The organism is Halodesulfovibrio sp. MK-HDV, assembly GCF_009914765.1.
Taxonomy (GTDB): Bacteria; Desulfobacterota; Desulfovibrionia; order Desulfovibrionales; family Desulfovibrionaceae; genus Halodesulfovibrio.
In genome coordinates, this window is sequence record NZ_WYDS01000003.1 from 25,231 (window position 1) to 42,489 (window position 17,259).

At 43.1% G+C, this 17,259-nt stretch carries 16 protein-coding genes; 6 read left to right on the top strand and 10 right to left on the bottom strand.

The features are described 5' to 3' along the window. The first annotated feature begins 377 nt into the window (after positions 1 to 377). A complete protein-coding gene (rsgA, locus tag MKHDV_RS02810) occupies positions 378 to 1,487 on the top strand; it encodes a ribosome small subunit-dependent GTPase A (RefSeq protein WP_162859827.1) in 1,110 nt (369 codons plus the stop codon). Between the two features lie 71 nt (positions 1,488 to 1,558). On the opposite strand, the gene MKHDV_RS02815 is transcribed toward rsgA, so the two are convergent. From MKHDV_RS02815 to MKHDV_RS02835, 5 genes are all read right to left on the bottom strand, one after another. Continuing rightward, complete coding sequence (locus MKHDV_RS02815) at positions 1,559 to 2,779, bottom strand: L-serine ammonia-lyase, iron-sulfur-dependent, subunit alpha (protein WP_160712060.1); 1,221 nt, start codon at positions 2,777 to 2,779, stop codon at positions 1,559 to 1,561. A 109-nt stretch (positions 2,780 to 2,888) separates the two neighbouring features. Beyond that, positions 2,889 to 4,043, bottom strand: a complete 1,155-nt coding sequence (locus MKHDV_RS02820) for an amidohydrolase (protein WP_160712062.1) — start codon at positions 4,041 to 4,043, stop codon at positions 2,889 to 2,891. Beyond that, positions 4,044 to 4,490: a hypothetical protein gene (locus MKHDV_RS02825; RefSeq protein ID WP_160712064.1), complete on the bottom strand. Its 447-nt coding sequence runs from the start codon at positions 4,488 to 4,490 to the stop codon at positions 4,044 to 4,046. Then, positions 4,483 to 5,292 carry a DUF3100 domain-containing protein gene (locus tag MKHDV_RS02830; protein WP_160712066.1) on the bottom strand — a complete coding sequence of 270 codons (810 nt, stop codon included), beginning with the start codon at positions 5,290 to 5,292 and terminating at the stop codon, positions 4,483 to 4,485. The genes MKHDV_RS02825 and MKHDV_RS02830 overlap by 8 nt, the downstream gene beginning before the upstream one ends. Before the next feature lie 241 nt (positions 5,293 to 5,533). After that, positions 5,534 to 6,823 carry a hypothetical protein gene (locus tag MKHDV_RS02835; RefSeq protein ID WP_160712068.1) on the bottom strand — a complete coding sequence of 430 codons (1,290 nt, stop codon included), beginning with the start codon at positions 6,821 to 6,823 and terminating at the stop codon, positions 5,534 to 5,536. A 466-nt stretch (positions 6,824 to 7,289) separates the two neighbouring features. On the opposite strand from MKHDV_RS02835, the gene MKHDV_RS02840 reads away from it, so the two are divergent. Further along, a complete protein-coding gene (locus MKHDV_RS02840) occupies positions 7,290 to 7,946 on the top strand; it encodes a DUF2959 domain-containing protein (protein ID WP_160712070.1) in 657 nt (218 codons plus the stop codon). A 169-nt stretch (positions 7,947 to 8,115) separates the two neighbouring features. On the opposite strand, the gene MKHDV_RS02845 is transcribed toward MKHDV_RS02840, so the two are convergent. After that, positions 8,116 to 8,796 (bottom strand): Crp/Fnr family transcriptional regulator, encoded by a 681-nt coding sequence (locus MKHDV_RS02845; protein WP_216846840.1) that lies wholly within the window; start codon positions 8,794 to 8,796, stop codon positions 8,116 to 8,118. Positions 8,797 to 9,070: 274 nt separating this feature from the next. Here MKHDV_RS02845 and MKHDV_RS02850 point away from each other — a divergent pair, with 274 nt between their 5' ends. Together MKHDV_RS02850 and MKHDV_RS02855 are read left to right on the top strand one after the other, a co-directional pair. Further along, positions 9,071 to 9,457, top strand: coding sequence for a VOC family protein (locus tag MKHDV_RS02850; RefSeq protein ID WP_174239227.1), 387 nt, complete (start codon positions 9,071 to 9,073; stop codon positions 9,455 to 9,457). A 253-nt stretch (positions 9,458 to 9,710) separates the two neighbouring features. Further along, complete coding sequence (locus tag MKHDV_RS02855; RefSeq protein WP_160712074.1) at positions 9,711 to 9,980, top strand: cupin domain-containing protein; 270 nt, start codon at positions 9,711 to 9,713, stop codon at positions 9,978 to 9,980. A 273-nt stretch (positions 9,981 to 10,253) separates the two neighbouring features. Here the strand turns inward: MKHDV_RS02855 and MKHDV_RS02860 are convergent, their stop codons facing one another. The 3 genes from MKHDV_RS02860 to MKHDV_RS02870 form a co-directional block, all read right to left on the bottom strand. Continuing rightward, positions 10,254 to 11,057 carry a 4Fe-4S binding protein gene (locus tag MKHDV_RS02860; RefSeq protein ID WP_216846841.1) on the bottom strand — a complete coding sequence of 268 codons (804 nt, stop codon included), beginning with the start codon at positions 11,055 to 11,057 and terminating at the stop codon, positions 10,254 to 10,256. Next, complete coding sequence (locus tag MKHDV_RS02865) at positions 11,026 to 11,868, bottom strand: nuclear transport factor 2 family protein (protein WP_160712076.1); 843 nt, start codon at positions 11,866 to 11,868, stop codon at positions 11,026 to 11,028. Before MKHDV_RS02865 ends, MKHDV_RS02860 begins: the two co-directional genes overlap by 32 nt. 269 nt (positions 11,869 to 12,137) lie before the next feature. Continuing rightward, entirely contained in the window at positions 12,138 to 13,019 is an 882-nt protein-coding gene (locus MKHDV_RS02870) for a helix-turn-helix transcriptional regulator (RefSeq protein WP_160712078.1), read from the bottom strand. Between the two features lie 723 nt (positions 13,020 to 13,742). On the opposite strand from MKHDV_RS02870, the gene MKHDV_RS02875 reads away from it, so the two are divergent. Continuing rightward, a complete protein-coding gene (locus tag MKHDV_RS02875) occupies positions 13,743 to 14,690 on the top strand; it encodes a YceI family protein (RefSeq protein ID WP_160712080.1) in 948 nt (315 codons plus the stop codon). Positions 14,691 to 14,956: 266 nt separating this feature from the next. Here MKHDV_RS02875 and MKHDV_RS02880 read toward each other — a convergent pair whose 3' ends face one another. Then, the gene (locus MKHDV_RS02880; protein ID WP_160712082.1) at positions 14,957 to 15,406 is read right to left on the bottom strand and encodes a hypothetical protein; all 450 of its coding nucleotides are present in this window, start codon (positions 15,404 to 15,406) and stop codon (positions 14,957 to 14,959) included. Between the two features lie 705 nt (positions 15,407 to 16,111). Here MKHDV_RS02880 and MKHDV_RS02885 point away from each other — a divergent pair. After that, the gene (locus MKHDV_RS02885) at positions 16,112 to 17,140 is read left to right on the top strand and encodes an ethylbenzene dehydrogenase-related protein (protein ID WP_160712084.1); all 1,029 of its coding nucleotides are present in this window, start codon (positions 16,112 to 16,114) and stop codon (positions 17,138 to 17,140) included. The last annotated feature ends 119 nt before the right edge of the window (positions 17,141 to 17,259 follow it).

Below are 17,259 nucleotides of genomic sequence, written 5' to 3' on the forward strand. Positions count from 1 at the left end.
GTATTTCTGGCTGTTGATTAGAAACAAGCCGGTTACATACTGAATCGTCATGCTCTGGTTTATGCGGGGCAACGTAACAGAACATAGCATTATGCTATGCCCGTGCATCTGTTCAGATGTACGTCTTAAGGCTTGCTTTCTCATCAGCAGCCACTCTCCACTACGATAATAATCACATATGTGGAGTCTTTTGTTGTGTCTAACAACGACCGCTAACGACTTCTCATTCCTATTATATGCACAACTCTCGGTTGGCTGCGATTTTACGGCACAGTATTGTTCCTAGTCTGTAGTCATATGCCGTGGCTAAGCGTAAGCTTGAACCGGTGAAACGATTGAATAAGTCGAGGTTGTGTTTCCTTACCGATGAGAAAACAATGAATAAAAAAAGTAGTGTTGAGAACAACATCGATTGTTCCATGTCAAACTTAGTCCTTTTAGGTTGGAATGAATTTTTTCAGGCTTCTTACGACGGGTTAGAAAATCCTTCGGGAAATCCCGTAAGAGTGAGCGGCGTGAGGAAAAATTCGTTTCTTGTCACGAATGGGCAAGAAGAATGGCTCACCACAATATCCGGTAGGTTATTGTATCAAAATCAGGGTCTGTTTCCGGCCGTTGGCGACTGGGTTCTGGTTAATGACCTCGTGATTACTGAAGTACTACCGCGTGAAAAAACGTTATCCCGTGGTGCTTCTGGCGGGCGTGGAAAGCATGCAGATACCGCAAAGCAACAGCAGGTTATTGCGGCTAATCTTGATTCTGTATTCATCGTGTGCGGGCTGGATCGGGATTTTAATTTACGCCGAATAGAAAGGTACATAACCCTTGTTTTTAACTGCGGTTTAACCCCTGTTGTAGTGCTTACAAAGGCTGATACGCACGAAGCACCGGAAAGCTTTATGTACGAGGTAGAAGCCGTGGCTTTCGGTGTATCTGTCCACTTGCTTGGATTTCAAGACGATTCGGGATTGAATGAGATTAAAGCGTACTTTGCTGACAGCTCAAAAACAGCAGCAATGATCGGCTCATCCGGTGCCGGAAAATCTACGTTACTGAACCGTCTTGCAGGAAAAGACCTTCAACGGACCGGTGCGATAAGCACAGCCGTCGTGAAAGGAAAGCACACAACGACAGAACGCGATCTGATCATCTTTCCGGATGGGGGGATGATTATAGATAATCCGGGTATCAGAGAAATTGCATTCTGGGATGCAGGCGACGGCGTATCAATGTCATTCACAGACATTGAAGGATTAGCCGTTAGGTGCAAATTTCAGGATTGTTCCCATACTTCGGAGCCTGGATGTAATGTACTGGCAGCGATTGCAACGGGAGATGTTAAAAAGGAGCGTCTTGTCAGTTACCATAAGATGATGCGTGAATTATCTTACGTGGCTGAAAGGCAACACAAGAGCGCGGATCGGCTGGAAAAAGAGCGCTGGAAGGATATTGCAATTTATGCAAAATCGCTAAAGAAAAATAAATAGCTAGTGAATAGATAAAACAAAACGGCAAGTTAGTGTGAGTGCTAGCTTGCCGTTTTTTTATCCATATTATTTTAGCAACATGAACTGTTGTCTTTCATGTTCCAGTGTTTTGCCAGCCCTGCTTGAGACGTTTCGCGATACCCGCATTTTAGGTCGTGGCCTGTCTCATTCATGGTCTGCACTACTTGATCAAAGCTGATGTGGTGTTCACCGTTCGTAAACAGGGTGTACTCCGCAGCGTTGATGGCTCGGATTGCAGAGACAGCATTGCGTTCGATGCACGGCACCTGAACGTAGCCGCACACAGGATCGCAAGTCATGCCAAGGTGATGCTCAAGCGCCATTTCGGCTGCGTAGTCGATTTGAGGAAGGGTTCCACCAAACAGAAATGCCGTCATAGCTCCTGCCATGGCGCACGCTGTGCCTATTTCCCCCTGACAGCCCACTTCGGCTCCAGATATTGAGGCATTTTCTTTAACCAGATTGCCGATGAGACCACCAACAGCGAGGGCGTGTAAAATTTCTTGTTCGCCAAGGTTGTAATCTTCCTGCAATGACCGCAACACTGCGGGAACAAGTCCAGCTGAACCACATGTGGGGGCTGTGACAACTGTTCCGCCAGAGGCATTTTCTTCGGATACAGCTAAGGCATAGGCAAAAGTGTTGCCAGTGCTGCGCAGGCGTTTTGTCTGGGTACGTGCTTTTTTGAAAAAGGCACTGGCTTTACGAGGGTAGCGCAAGGTTCCAGGAAGTACGCCCGTGCCTTTAAGTCCACGTTCAATGGAATCCTTCATAGTCTGCCATAGTTCTGCAAGGAACGACCATATTTCTGAACCTTCCTGCCTTTCTACATACTGCCAAAGTTCTATATCTTCTTCCCGACAGTACTCTGTAATCGCAGTGAGTGTTGTGTGCGGGTAAAAGGGCTTCGTGCCTCTTGTCGCGGAGTCAGCTTCGGCTATGGTACCACCGCCAACGCTGTACACTTCCCACGAAGCTTCCAGATTATCTTCTTTATTTAAGGCTTCGAATACCATCCCGTTGGTGTGAAATGGTCTGACTTCATTTGGTTTCCAGATAATTTCGGTGCGTTTTGCCCCTAAGGTATTCTCGATTATCCAGTCAGTTAGGTGGCCTTTGCCCGTTGCAGCCAGACTGCCAAGCAGAGTTACTCTGTACCGAGTGGCAGCAGGTGTGCGTTCCATAAATTGCTTGGCAGCTTTTTGTGGACCCATGGTGTGGCTGCTGGATGGACCGTTACCCACTTTGTAAAGTTCTTGAAGGGAATCCATGTTATCTCCGTATAATAAAAGAGGCTGTCCGGCTCCGAGTGACCGTAAGCCGAACAGCCTCTAGTGCTGTGTGTGAGGGATGCGTTCTATATCGCTCACTAGCTCGGGGTTATACCTGCTGCATGACCTCTTCAAAGATCTCTGCAAAGAAGGTTGCTCCCACGAGGATGATATCATCATTGAAATCATATTTACTGTTGTGGATAACGGCTGAGTCCTTACCGTTACCAATCCATGCAAAGCACCCTTTGGTTTTTTGCATATAAAAGGCGTAGTCCTCGCTCCCCATCGCTGGCAGTTCATTGGTGAGCACGTTTTCCTCACCAACTATTCTGGCTGCAGCCTTTATGGCAGGCTCTGGCGTGGAGTTTATCAGCACAGGATGCTTACGGTTGTAAGTGAACTCGGCTTCCACTCCGTATGTTGTGGCGATGCCTTTTGCCAGCTGCCCCAGCGACTCTTCAATTGTGTCCTGAACATCATCAGCAGTGGTGCGTACGTTACCCCGAACGATAACTTCATCCGGAATAATGTTGTAGGCACTGCCGCCATGCACTTGCGTGATGCTGATAACGGCTTTGTCATGAGCCGATATCTTGCGTGGGATGATGGTCTGCGCACCTTTTATAAAGTCAGCTACAGCAGCGAACGGCTCAACACAGAGATGCGGCACAGAAGCGTGCCCACTCTTGCCGCGGATGACCAGATCGAATCGATCCTCGGAAGCCATGCATGCTCCGTGATGGATTACAATCTGATTCTCTGCGTAGCCCGGCCAGTTGTGCAGCCCGAACATAGAGTCGATGTCGTATTTCTCGAATAAGCCGTCTTCAATAACTTTCAGCGCGCCACCGAATCCTTCTTCACCGGACTGGAAAAGAAGAAGCACAGTACCCTTGAAGTTGCGATGGTCTGCCAGATAACGGGCGAATGCCAGCATGGTAGTGGTGTGACCGTCGTGGCCGCATGCATGCATGCGGCCAACAACTTTGGATTCGTAAGGTAGTCCTGTTTCTTCAGTGGTCTCAAGAGCGTCCATGTCAGCGCGGAAGGCAATAGTTTTGCCTGCTTCGCTTCCATCGACCTTCGCTAAGAGCGAATTGACACCAATGTTCTCGTAGCTGATACCGAAGTCGTCTAGCTTGTTTTTGACAAAGGCCACGGTTTCGACAGTTTCCAGCCCAACTTCCGGACAGGAATGCAGATACTGGCGAATGTCTTTCAACTCTGCAAAACAGGCTTCGATTTCAGGCTTCAGGTTCATTTAGATTTCTCCAAGCATTTTGAGCACAACATGGGCAATAGCAGCAGAAGCCACGTAGGTTCCGGTCATAACGAACAAACTAACAACTACAATGCGCCAGCCGGTTCTTTTCAGTGCCGGAAGGTCTTTGCCGATTCCTACACCAGCGTACGCAAGGATAGGAGTGGTAAGTGCTAGAAAGTTGACCTTGGATACCCAGCCAGCAAACAGTGCGTTGCCGGGAACACCCGGCATGGTGATGATCATGCCGAAGGTGATTACGTAGAGTACAGTAGGAAGATTGTAGATAAACTTGTTAGCCAGCACGCCGAGGATGCATATGCTTACGAGTACAGCCATGCCGGGCAGAGCTTCGACGAGGGTGTAGCCATAACCTATCCAGTTACCGAGCAGGGTGATGGCGGCCACAATAACAAGAACGATTGCAGATTCAGTGATCTTATTCATTAGTTAAAACCTCCTGAGTGGTGCCGAACTTGATGCGGTACAGAAATGAATAGAGTCTGTTGGACATAGGCAGGGCGATGAGCATGGACATGTAAACGCCATCCAGTCCGGACAGGGTGTTACTGGCAACGCCGAACGCCTGAATTTTTTCTGCCATTTCCGGATAGATTGCGGAAAGACTCCCCACTGTGGCGGTCATCATGCTGGCGGAACCAACACCGGAAGCCATTGCAAGTGCATAAGGGTGGAACCAGTTCAGGATGCTCAGGAATGATGCAGCCAGACCAAAGAAGATTGTGCCGAAAACTGTACCACAGATGTAGACGCCCATTACGCCGCGTCCTTCAGCAGAATCCAGTCCGTAAATGTCGCCGATAAGGGCTACGTTAGGTTCACGAGCGATGGAGTGAGCAGCGCCAACGGATTCGCGTTTAAGGCCAAGGAACATAGCAATAGGAATACCAATGAAGATGGTACCGATGTTGCCGAATTCCTGTAAAATGAGAGCAGGGCCAGCTTTAAGAATTTCAAAGAACTTTGGTCCTACAAGTGTGCCGTAACGTGCCATAAGTAGCATAAGAGTCAGACTTACAAGAGCACTTGCGTGATTCATATCTTTGTCGCTGACAATTTTCAGGAATTTTGGGCCCAGAAAGACACCGATCATTACAGCATAGAGCATTGGCAGAAGGACAAGCATGCCCGGGCCGATGCTAAATTTCAGAATACCCACGGCCTCGGAGACGGCCACCAGCGCGAGAACGAGCAAGTGTACCTTTACGTTCTTGATTGCGTTTAACATGGTATGTTTCCTACAGTTTGAAATAAGTTGATCTTAATTGTCATCAGTGCGTATTGCACTCCTCGTAAGGAAGCAGGTGCGGTAATGCCCTGATGCAGCTCTCCTGAACAAAATTTCGTCAGAACCTCTTTCCCGTTTCGAATCAGAACACCCTCCTTTTTTGTTCGAAGGCAGCAGTATTTTTGACTATTAGGACATGTCCCAAATATGTCCGTAATTGTCCGCAAAAAATACCAACCCCTTAAATAGTAATTTTTACTAAATTTTTTGGTCTGCCGGACTGGTGGGAATTTTCCTTTCCAACCATCGTGGCGTGCCCACTATCTAAAAATTTCTTAAGCACTCTTCGTGCGCTGCGGTCACTGATCCCCAGACATGCGGCAAGGTCTCCAGAGTCGAAAACACTCTTGCCGGTTTTGTCCATAATGGCTTGAACGCGGTCTACGTAGCTGGGGCTGATACCTATTTCACTCGCGATGCGCAGCAGAGTGCTGTCCTCTATACGGGTGCGGTATTTCAGTTCGCCGTCTTCACCAAGCGGGCCGCGAATATGGTCTTCATGAATTAAAAACAAGCCGCCAGCGGGTAGTTTGCTGCCGTGGGAAAGTGCTTTTTGTGCGGATTTTTCTGCTTCGAAGGCTGTGGAGCCGATGCCGATACCGGAAGATACGCGGATATTGTTGTCTCGACCCCAATTCAAAAGGCGAGTGAACATATCCAGATGCACTGGGCTTTCGATAACCCCGCGTGTGGAATAAATGACGTACTCGCGTTTACCTATGTCAAACAGACTGCCTTGAATGGCGCGAACGTAGTCGAGCAGTTCGAGAAAGAAGCGACCTTCGTCCTTCATCTGATCGTATTGGTTCATCGCGTGTTCTTCATTGCGATGGAGTCGGACTATCTGGATGGCTATGCCAGCGGAACGCAGGTCGCAAGCCGCTATGTTTGCCCGAAGATGTTCGACAGTTTCACGAACTTGAAGTGTGCTTGGCAGCATACGGAATACGTGATGACCGAGTCCGCTCAGTTCTTGATATACGGAACCAAAACCGGAGATGGCTAAATCAACTTTACCGGATTCCAGAAGGTTGCGATGCCAGTCTTGATATTGCTGCTCGGGGTATTGTGCTTCGAAGGGCATGGAATGCACCTCGCCGAAAGGCATATCAAACTCGCGGACGACTTCATTGAGTATGGGTTGGGTAACAACATCAATGCTGATGCGGTCGAAAGAGAGTCCTCTGCGGTAAATTTCAGAAAATACGCGAAGAAGGCTGTAAGCACCGCGTTCGATATGGGCGAATGGTTTAGTGACAACCCCTTTCGCCTTGGCAGATTCCTGAACTCCGATACCTGAAAAAAGCAGACCATCACACTCACTCTGGCTTTGCTCCAGCACCTCATGGGTATCTTCAGTGCGCTCTCGGATATATGCTTTGGACGCAAGATCAGGGAAGAATCGATTCATTGATTCCTGCATGATCTCTACCGAGTCGGAGGGGCCTATAAGAGCGATGGTTTCTTTCATATATGTCCTAAACTTTCAGAAAGCTCTCTATGGTATCTGTACTATTTTTGTGAAATATTAATCTGTCATGGCAGTTACGGACATGTCAAAAAAGTGTCCTTAATTGAGCTATTTTTGCCATCGAAATTTAATAGTGTCAAGGAGGCTTTTAAAATTAATAGGTTACCTTTTTAGTTCCTTTATATGGAGGGGCTGGACTAAGAAGAGATTCAGAACACAGAATGACGTTTCAATGCTTTTCACCAAAGATGAAGTACGATAAAAATTGCCATCCTCTATGGTCTTAGAACTCGGGGGAGTGTCATCTAGTCAAGCTCTATACAGTATTTGGGGTTAAGTGAGACGCACTTCATCTGCCTTTGGAGCCACTACTGCAACTAACGCTGCGACCTGAACATTGAAGCAGTAGTAGATTTCACGCTACCTGCGCGTGTTTGCGTTATTTATTCAAAGGGAGTGTTATTTTATGCATGCAAGGACGATTCGTATTACAGCCATCTTGCTAATGCTGGCCGGTGCAACGCTACTAACCGGTTGCCAGAAGGCGTATTATTCGGCTTTGGAGTCTGTTGGCGTTCATAAACGTGATTTAATGGTGGAGCGGGTGGAAAAGGCTCGCGATACACAGACTGAAGCCAAGGAACAATTCAATTCTGCGTTGGAGCGATTCCAAGTTGTGCTGGGTAAGGACGGCGGAGAGCTACAGGATAAGTATGAGCAATTAAATGACGAATACGAGGAAAGTAAAGAACTGGCAGAAGAGGTGAAAGATCGGATAGATTCTGTTGAAGACGTATCTCTGGCTCTGTTTGATGAATGGGAGCAGGAAATAACGGAATACTCCAGCAAGAAGCTGGCATCAAAGAGCCGAAGAAAGCTGATTCACACTAGATCTCAGTATAAGACTATGATTACAGCCATGCGGCGTGCTGAGAAATCTATGCACCCTGTACTGACCACCTTGCATGATCAGGTACTGTATTTGAAGCATAACCTAAATGCTCAGGCCATTTCTTCACTGAAGGAAGATCTTGGGGAAATAAAAACCGATGTTGCTTCATTGGTTAAGCGCATGGAAGCCTCTATTGACGAAGCCAATCAGTTTATCAGCACCATAAGATAACGGTGTATTTATATACAGCATTCCGACAGGCCGATTTTTTCGAAAATCCGGCCTGTTTTTTTATACATCTGGGCAGAGAGTATGGTCTTTTGTGAGTGACAGTATGTTAACGGTGAATTTTTTGGTGAACAAAAAAGGGTTCAACTCAATGTGATCTGAGCTCTTTTTTTTAAATCTTTTCCCAATGCGCATACTCGGCAAGTCGTTCTGGAGAAAAGACTTCAAAATTATTCTTAGTTATCTTGCCAATAATATTTTCGTCACGAAGCTGGGATAAAGCTCTGGATACAGTCATCTGGTGGAGACCGAAAAAATTACCAATGTCTTGCTGACTAATGATAATTCCGTTTTTTCTTTCATGTAATTGGAAAAGAATCTCAGCCACTCGTGCAATAGGTTTGCGGTTGAAAAGATTTGCGGTGAAGTGACTGAAGTATGTACGTTTAAAAATTATGTATTGAGAGAGGTTAATAGACAATTCAGGGTATGAACGGACAAAGTCGACATCAGTAAACAAATCTGAGGGGAAAGCATATACTTGAGTGTCTGTCAAAAATTCAAATGAAATACGACCCTTATGTTTGATCATGCATCCAGCTTCATTGAATAGAGCATTGGGACCAACAAAATACAAAATGCGTTTTTCGCCACTGTGTAAGTAGCAACTATAACTAATATACCCTTTAGTTATCAGATATACTGCGTCGTCAGCCTGATCTACGACTTGTCCCTTAGAAAACGAATGGGATTTTGCCAGATGAATAACATCGTTCCAGCATGCATTCATCTCTTCTATAACGAAGTTCATGTTCTTTTGTTTTTCAGAAAAATTGTAACAAGTATCAATCATCAGGCTTCCCTCTTTTTTCCCTGCCCTGTTTACCTATCAAGTTCTTCTAGTCTGCATTCCGACTATGAGGCTCTCCAGCCCTGTTTTCTTAGATATCCCCATGTGTCCACTGCATGGAATTCTCTGTTTTAATAGAGAGGTGAATCGCACCGTAGGTTCTAAAAAATATTTTTCTTCAAAAAAACAACAAATGTTATTTTTCTTCTCATTATCTAGCCTAATATAAGTTCTAACTAAAAATTGAAAGTTAACGCTAAATCATAAAGGAGTTCGAATGATTTTTAAGAAAGTTGATCACGTGGAAATTGTACCCACGAATCCAGACAAAACTCTTGATTTTTATATTTCTATTATTGGGTTTAAAATTAAGAGTCGGAATGAAGTGAAAATGCCGCCTATGAAAGAGGTAATATATCTTGAGTTAGGAGATACGGTCATTGAAATCATATCCGTAGATAACCCAAAACCGAAATCAGAAGCCATTTGGGAAGTAGGTTATAGAGGGCTTGCTCTTGAGGTTGAGAATATGACCGAGGCGGTAGAATATCTGTCGGGTAAAGGCATAACTATGGCTCTAGAGCCAGTAGATTTAGGTGATTCATTTCGTGGCGAGATCAGAGATCCGGATGGTCTGGTGATTGAACTCCGACAATGGAAGTAGTTTGAGTGGTAGAGACTAACTGCTTTTGAGGGAACTTGTTAGGGCAGCCTGTATTCAGCATGAAAAGATAAACTAACTTCAGGCAGCGGTGACATTGAGTAGCAACAGTCCCCAACACGTTTAAGAGTAAGGTGGTATTTGGTGACTGTAATCGGCGAAGCAAGAAGATGCCTGCTGCAGTATGCTTACTTTTTTCGACAATGTTGGCTACTGCCAGTAGTTTCTTGAAAATATTTAACGAAGGTTTGAGGTTATGAATTTAGATTCAATTAAAGAAGCACTGAAGGTGCATGTGTACCATATTCCGTCAGATAAAAATGTCCCTATGCATAAGCACGATGACCTTGATGAGATATTTTATTGTATAAAAGGGTCTGGTTTTGGAGTGTTGGAGGATAGCGAACTGATGATGAATGTAGGAGATACGTTTGTTGTGCCAGCGGGAGTAATGCATTCACTTAGAAGTGATGAAGAGCTTTTTGTTACAGCACTGCTGGTTCCGGTCGTGGACGGCAACGAATAAATTTTACTGTTGTGATGTGTTGGGCGCTTCTGTCTGAAGTACGTAGTGTCCGGTGAAGTCGTGCGGGGTTTGTATTCTAGCAAGATGAGCATGGTCATCCAGCTCGTTATTATTTGTTGGTTGTGAGCAGACTGCTACCAGCCGTACGAAAAAAGGGTTCAGATCTATGCGATCTAAACCCTTTGACTTCTCTGTGTGATGACGAGATTTGAAGTTCTGTTTTTTGAAATGATCAAGCACGGCTTCAATCTAACTGTCTAAATCTTATTAACTTTACATGTACTCAATGGCGTTAGCTGGACATGTAATATAGCAATCTCCGCAGACATCACATTTATCGAAATTGATCTTATATGTATCTTCGTGCTTAGTGATTGCTTTAAATGAACATTTTTTAAAGCATTTACCACACGAGATACAATTCTCTGTAATGCGCATTCCTTTAGCTGGGTTTTTATGCCCGCCGAATGAAAAAGCGGTGCGCAATAGTTTGTGAGGTCGCTTTTCCATTTCAAAGTCAAAATCAAAGACTTCGCCCCATGCTTTATGAAGGCAGAATGTTGTCATTGCTGGATACTGTTCGATATCTTTCACGCCAAGGGAAAACATAGTATTGTTTTCAGCTTTTCTTTTGAGCGTGTCAAAATCCACTTCCTCTACGTCTCCTGTTACTCGGATGGTATATCCGGGAGGAAAGTAAGGCATTCCCTGCTCGTTATGACTCACTGTTGTCGTTGGAGACATTCCACAGATTGATACTGTTTTTGATTCGCTTAATTGTCTGAAAAATGGCTTTGTCACCATCGTTCTAAAATATAGCCCTTCACTATCATGCGCAAAAAGATGTGCGATCCGAGTGTGAGGAACCCCTTTTTCGACAGTTGCGAACGTTAAACATCCTATTTGATCAAACTTATTGTATATTTCAGAAATATTCATTGTGCTTTCTTCTTGTAATTTTAGGTCATATTTATATTGCTGCGGCATGTTCTGAGCCACAGCATTGCCAGCAAAATTTGCACGAGTCTTATTACCTGAGATAGAACTAGAATTTTCCGTTGTTGTTCTTCCGGTCATGGGGTGCAGCTATTGTTTCAATCACATCCCAGTGTTCTGCTATTTTGCCATTTTCCACTCGGAACAGGTCATAGAAAGCTGTAGGCTTGCCAGCAAAAGAACCTTCGCTGACGGTAAGAACAAAATTACCTTCCCCAAGTACTGTATGGATTCGGTCATACTTCATAACAATGCCTGCTTTGGACATTGCTTCAAGCGCCTTGCCTAAACCGGAAAGCCCATCGCCGATGTTAGGATTATGTTGGATGTAGTTGTCATCATCAAAGTATGAGGTCAGCCTTTCCATTTTTCCATCACGTAAAATGTCTTGAACAAAGGAGTGGACAAGTGCCTTGTTCGCGTCGGTAAGCGTTCTGCCGGTAATGACAGTGGCACCGTCGATCATACTGTGTCCACTTGGTGATGGCCCAGCAGCAACTTGAAGATTGTCCCAGTGCTCAACGATTTTTCCATTTTCGAATTTGAAAATATCGAAGCCGATTTTTGGGCCGAAAATATCGTATTCAGTATGAGTAAAAACGTATTCCTCATCTTGAAATGCGCGCACAACATTAACTTTGGCGCTTCCTTCAGGAAGTTGCTTTAGAAGTTCTCCAAAGCCTGCCAAGCCATCTTTTACCATCAAGTTATGCTGAATATATTTTTCAGGGTTAATATATGACACCGGAGTAGGGTTTCCCGTCTCAATGCTTTCAAGTAAAGCAGTGGCTTTATTTTTTTGAGAGAGGGTGTCTTGAGTCGCGTGCTGGTTTTTTGGATAACATGCTGAGCATAGCAATACCAAAGCACAAATCAGTACTAAACGTTTCATAATTTCCTCCAGAAGTTGTAGCCTTGAAATGCCAACTNAAAAAAGAAAACGCATAGGTTGATTTATGATTAATGATGGTAAATATCGAACCAAGTATCTTAGCTTTGTTCTAAAAAAAAAGTAGGCAAGTGAAGTTTGGGCGGGAAAACAAAATGGAGATNGGGGAGCGGGGAACTGGTCGGGAAAGGGGAAAGAATGTCGGAAATATTTCGTACGAAGTTTTGTCTGATTTTTTTGTTTAATAGAGGTGCGTGTGTGTTGCCAGGGGGTTACCCTAGCAGAGTTGATTTAAACTGTTGTGGTGTTTGATGCGCGTGGCGTTTGAAAAATTTTATAAGATTTGTTGGCTCATCAAACCCAATATTGAATGCAAGTTCCTTGGTTGACAGTGTAAACATTGCAATATGTCTTTTAATTTCTAAAACAATGTATGCATCAATGAATTCCTTGGCGGTACAGCCTGACATAGCCTTACATACGGTATTTAAATGCTTGTATGAGATGTTTAGCATCGCTGCATAGTCTGTTGCGTTTCGAGTTTCGGTATAGTTCAATTCAAGATTCTTTCGAAATGCTGCGAACAGGTTTTCCCACTCTGAGCTATTTTTGTTTTTAGGATCAGTATTCTTAATTCGTTCAATTTTCAGTAAAAGCAGCTTGAGCTGCAACCGGAGAATTTCTTCTGTCATTAAGCCAATTGGCTGGCAGTATTCTTCATACATCTCGTTAATTGACTGTAAGAGCATGTTTTTTTCTGAGCTTGTTCCTTCCACAATGGGGTAATTGGAGTGGTAATTATAACTGCGGGCAAAATGAAGCAGTTCTGCCTGCCCCAAGTTTTTTAAAATGAATGATTCTGTAAAAATGATAATGAACCCTTCAACATCTTTTTTTATTGTAAAGGCATGCACTTGGCTTGGTGCAATAAATATGATGCTTCCTTTTTGGTAATTGTATGTGGTGAAATCGATTTGATGCTGTCCTGTTCCTTTCGTTATAAATAGAATGTGGTAGAAATTTACTCTATGTGGATTTTCTATTGATGGCTTAAGACTAGGTCGTCTGGAAAAGAGTTTTTGCAGTGTAAAGATCTCAAATTCAAGGGTGGATTTTGTTGGCTTGCGAAATGATATTTGAGGGATTTTATTCATAACAAATTCCAATTGTTGAGAGCTAAGAAAAAACGAATGCGTTGGTTACAAAAGTGAGCTGCACGTAGTGAGAATTCTTTTTTTTAGAACATCTGACAGATTGTTTGTGAAGGGATGCCTTACACTGCTGTTGGAGATTGTTACGTTGTGTCGTGTCAGTAGAAATAGCCTGATTTGCTCTTCCTGAATAGATGAGTTTTGCCACGGGGCTCCAGTAAATAAATACAAGGGACTTTGCTTGGCTGGAGAGAGTTTTTTTAGAGGCTGACTTGGGAAGCATAGGATGAAGTCCAGCGTAGTGTTGGTGGAGTGAACTTTTTTTGTAAAGTGCTTCATATTGCAAAAAGCAGCTCCCTTGAATCTAAGAATCAAGGGAGCTGTTATGATTTGTTATGATCAAGATAAGGAGATTTGAATTCTCGATTCCTCGAATCCCATGTTGCTGTTTTGAATGAACTGTTTTTTAGATTCAGCTTGTTATGCTTGTAGTCACCTTCAGCGGTTGCATTTTCTCTGACATATTGTGGCTGAATTTATTCAGTATCAGAGCTTGTATGTCGTAAGGTTCTGTTGAGTTAGTTACTTTATTTATATCTAAGTCTATCAAGTTCTAAATTGTGATTTGTGGGTAACATTGATTCCATGCAATTTGTATCCACTCTAAGTGGCATATTTAAGAATAAAATTGATCGTGATTTGGTCAAATGATAGGAGGTTGAGGTTATGAAAGGTCAGGCTCGTGATGCTCGGGAATTAAGCTGCTCTGAACTCAATACTCTGTTAATAAACGAGAGCCCTCCTATTGTCTTAGATATCCTCCCACCAGAACATTATTCAAAGGTCAGGTTACCATCTGCAGTAAATGCTTGTATCTTCGATGCAAAATTTTTGGATTTGACCCGAGACCTTTTTACAACTTTGGATGATCCAATTGTTATATATGGTGCTGGGCAAGAATCTTATGATTGGTCTGTTGCTTGGAAGAAATTGCATCATGCCGGGTATACTAATCTGTCTGTTCTAAAGGCAGGGGTAGAAGGGTGGTTGGTAGCAGGGTATCCTGTGGATGGTTCGGAGAAAAAAATACAGAAAGAAGAGCGTCCGCTTTCGATAACAGAAGGACGATGCTGGGAAATAGATACAGAAAAAAGCATCCTAGAATGGCGAGGGCGAAAAAATACAGGATCTCATCGTGGGACAATTAAAGTTTCCGGTCATCTTTATGAAAGTAATGGCGAATTACGCGGAAATATTGTTGCAGATATGAAATCAATTCAGGATCTTGATTTAGAAGGAGATCCGTTAAAGACAGTGTTGGAATCTCATTTAAACTCAGATGATTTCTTTTTCACGCAACTTTTTCCTACTGCGAAATTTGAGATAGTCGAAACAAAAAATACTAAAGTTCAGACCCTTACGTGCCCACAGGTTGTAGCGAAAGGTATCTTGTCAATTCGAGGTGTAAGTCACTCTGTAGAAGTTCCGTTACTCATCAATGAGCTTGACGAAACGACCATTTCAATCGAAATGCATTTTGATATCGACAGAACGCGATGGGGAATAATTTACGGGTCATCACGTTTCTTTAGGCACCTCATGTATCACAAGGTTTTTGATATCATTTCAGCGCAGTGCCAGCTGTACGGGGTCAGTGCCACCCCTCAAAAATAATCTTTGAAGAGTAGGGTGATCTGCAAAGCTAATTGAGAGATACGTTGATCTCAGAGAATAGTTCACTCGTTACAATGCCCAAGTTTGCCGGAGCTTCTTGGGCATTGTAACGAGTGAAGGTATTTGAAGCAGAATGTAAAGTTTGCGTTGCATTTGATGCTCCCTCAACTGATGAGTTACCTTCAGCATAGTAACAAGATAACCACTGAATGTGGGAGCTGTGTTTTGTTAGAAAATGGGGTTGTTTCAAACTTGTAGCTATGTAATTAAGCAAATCCAAGCTTAGCTGGGTCTGGATTAAAGTATTGTTTACCCTCTTCACTTAACTCTGCTAATTCGACCACGTAGCCCCCAGGGGTTTCAAATCTTCCTTGAAAACCTATTGGGACAGGAGTCTTGGGTTGTAACACTTTCATTCCTATTGAATTTGTGAATTTTAGTGTGGATTCCATATCATCAGTCCAATACAAAGTTTTGGTGCGCGCAAGATACTCGGGAAATCCTTCCAGAGAGTCCGTAATTACAGCAGAAATATTCCCATATGGTGATAGAAGCGCAACTACCTGCAAATCATTTAAGTTTGGCATGTTGAATGCGTATTCTAATTTTGCATCAAAATTTGTTAGATAGTTCTTAACAAAGGATGCACCGTAAGCGACTTCTACAAAGACGCGAACGTATTCCTTGCTTGTAAAAAAGGAAGTGAGATTCTGCATACTATTTCCTAGGATATGTTGTTTCTCGTGGTTGAAATATCTAGAAAGAGTATTCCTCAAAGATGTTTTTACAATGATAGAACTGAGGTTAGATGGTGAGCCTTTTTTTAATATTTTTCTTCACCAGAGCTTCTTTTCATCAAGATTTCGAACTCTAATTTGATCTGTCAATTTGATGGGGAAGCTTGCGTTGGAAAGTGTCCTTTTTAGGGCTGAATCGGTAAGCATTGCATGAAGTTTGGCATTAGTGTTGATGGAATGACCGTTCATTTGTGAAGTGGTTAGATTGTAAAAAGCCCCCTCGAATAAAAACTCGAGGGGGCTTTTTGTATTTCTTATGTAAGAATGGTGAGATTTGAAGTCGTAATGCGTTAAAATACAATGAAAAGTACTGTTAAGGATTTAACTTTTTAAAGAAAAGCATCATGGGTAAATCTGCGCTTACCGCACTGAAGAAAGGTAAGCGCTGTGTTCGATAAGCTTTGTCTTTCAAAAAATTTTGGCAAAAATATTCTACGAAATTAGCGCATTGAATTCAAATATGAATAAGTGTGCATATTTTCACTTGAAGATCTTACTATTTTATTGCTAGGTATCCGTCTTTGATTTTGAAACTCAATATCATTGTGAGGGGGCCGTTAACCGTGAGTTGGCGGTGCACAATGGAATTGGAAACCTGCCAATAAATCTTCAAATGGAGAACTGATGAAAAATTTAGCGATGTTATTTGCCGTAATTCTGCTTGCTGTAAGCACTTCAGCATTAGCTGCCGACCAGACTCTTTTTAGTACCAAAACAAACTCGCCAATCGTACTTGATGGAAAAGCTGATAATGCTTGGAATGGCACAAAAGAACTGGTGATCACTGTTGATAATTTGGTTTATGAACCGAACAATGGTTACAAGGGGATGCAGGAGACTGATGTAACTATCAAATCACTTCATGATGACAAAAACATCTACTTTCTTATTTCCTATAAAGATCCGACCAAAAGTTTGGAGCGTTTTCCATGGGTGAAGCAGACAGATGGTAGCTGGAAAAAATTGTCCAACAAAGACGATACCGGACACGATAATACGTATTACGAAGACAAATTTTCAATCTATTGGAATATCAATACAACGGGATTTGAAAAAGAGGGATGCATGACTTCCTGCCATCTCGATATAAAAGGTGATAAATCTGCTGGAAGAAAGTTCACGGAGTCAGAAGGTGAAACCATCGATATGTGGCACGCAAAGTATGTGAGATCTATGCCTATGGGGATGTTTGATGATCAGTATGTAGACAACAATACTGATCCAAAGAAGAACAAAGGCTGGGGCAGAAAGGGCGACACAGGGAAAGGTGGCTACGTAAATAATGATAACACCAATAGCAATACACCGGCATTCATGAACCTTAATCCAACTGCTGATGAGCGATATTATGTAACTCCAAGCAAAAAGGTTCCTTTCGTCGATACATTCAAAGCTGGTGATGTCGTTCCAGGTATCTCCATTGCGCCAATGCAGGGTGGTAGAGCTGATATTCTTTCACGAATTGAATACAAGGATGGACGATGGACGCTTGAAGTAAAGCGCGCATTGAAGACTGTGGGCGAAAACGCAGAGACTCAGGATGTGCAGTTTGTAGATAAGTCAAAGTCTTATCCTTTCGGTATCGCAGTGTTTGACAATTCTCAGATCAATCACCTTTTCCATACTGAAACACTTGAGTTGAAGTTTAAATAGTGTAGTCAACCAGCCTCATAATAGGTGGGTAATTTTGTTTCTTTGAGTAGAAGCAGGATCTATTATGTGAATGTTTTTCAATAAAAACGGCAAATTAGCTCTACGCTGATTTGCCGTTT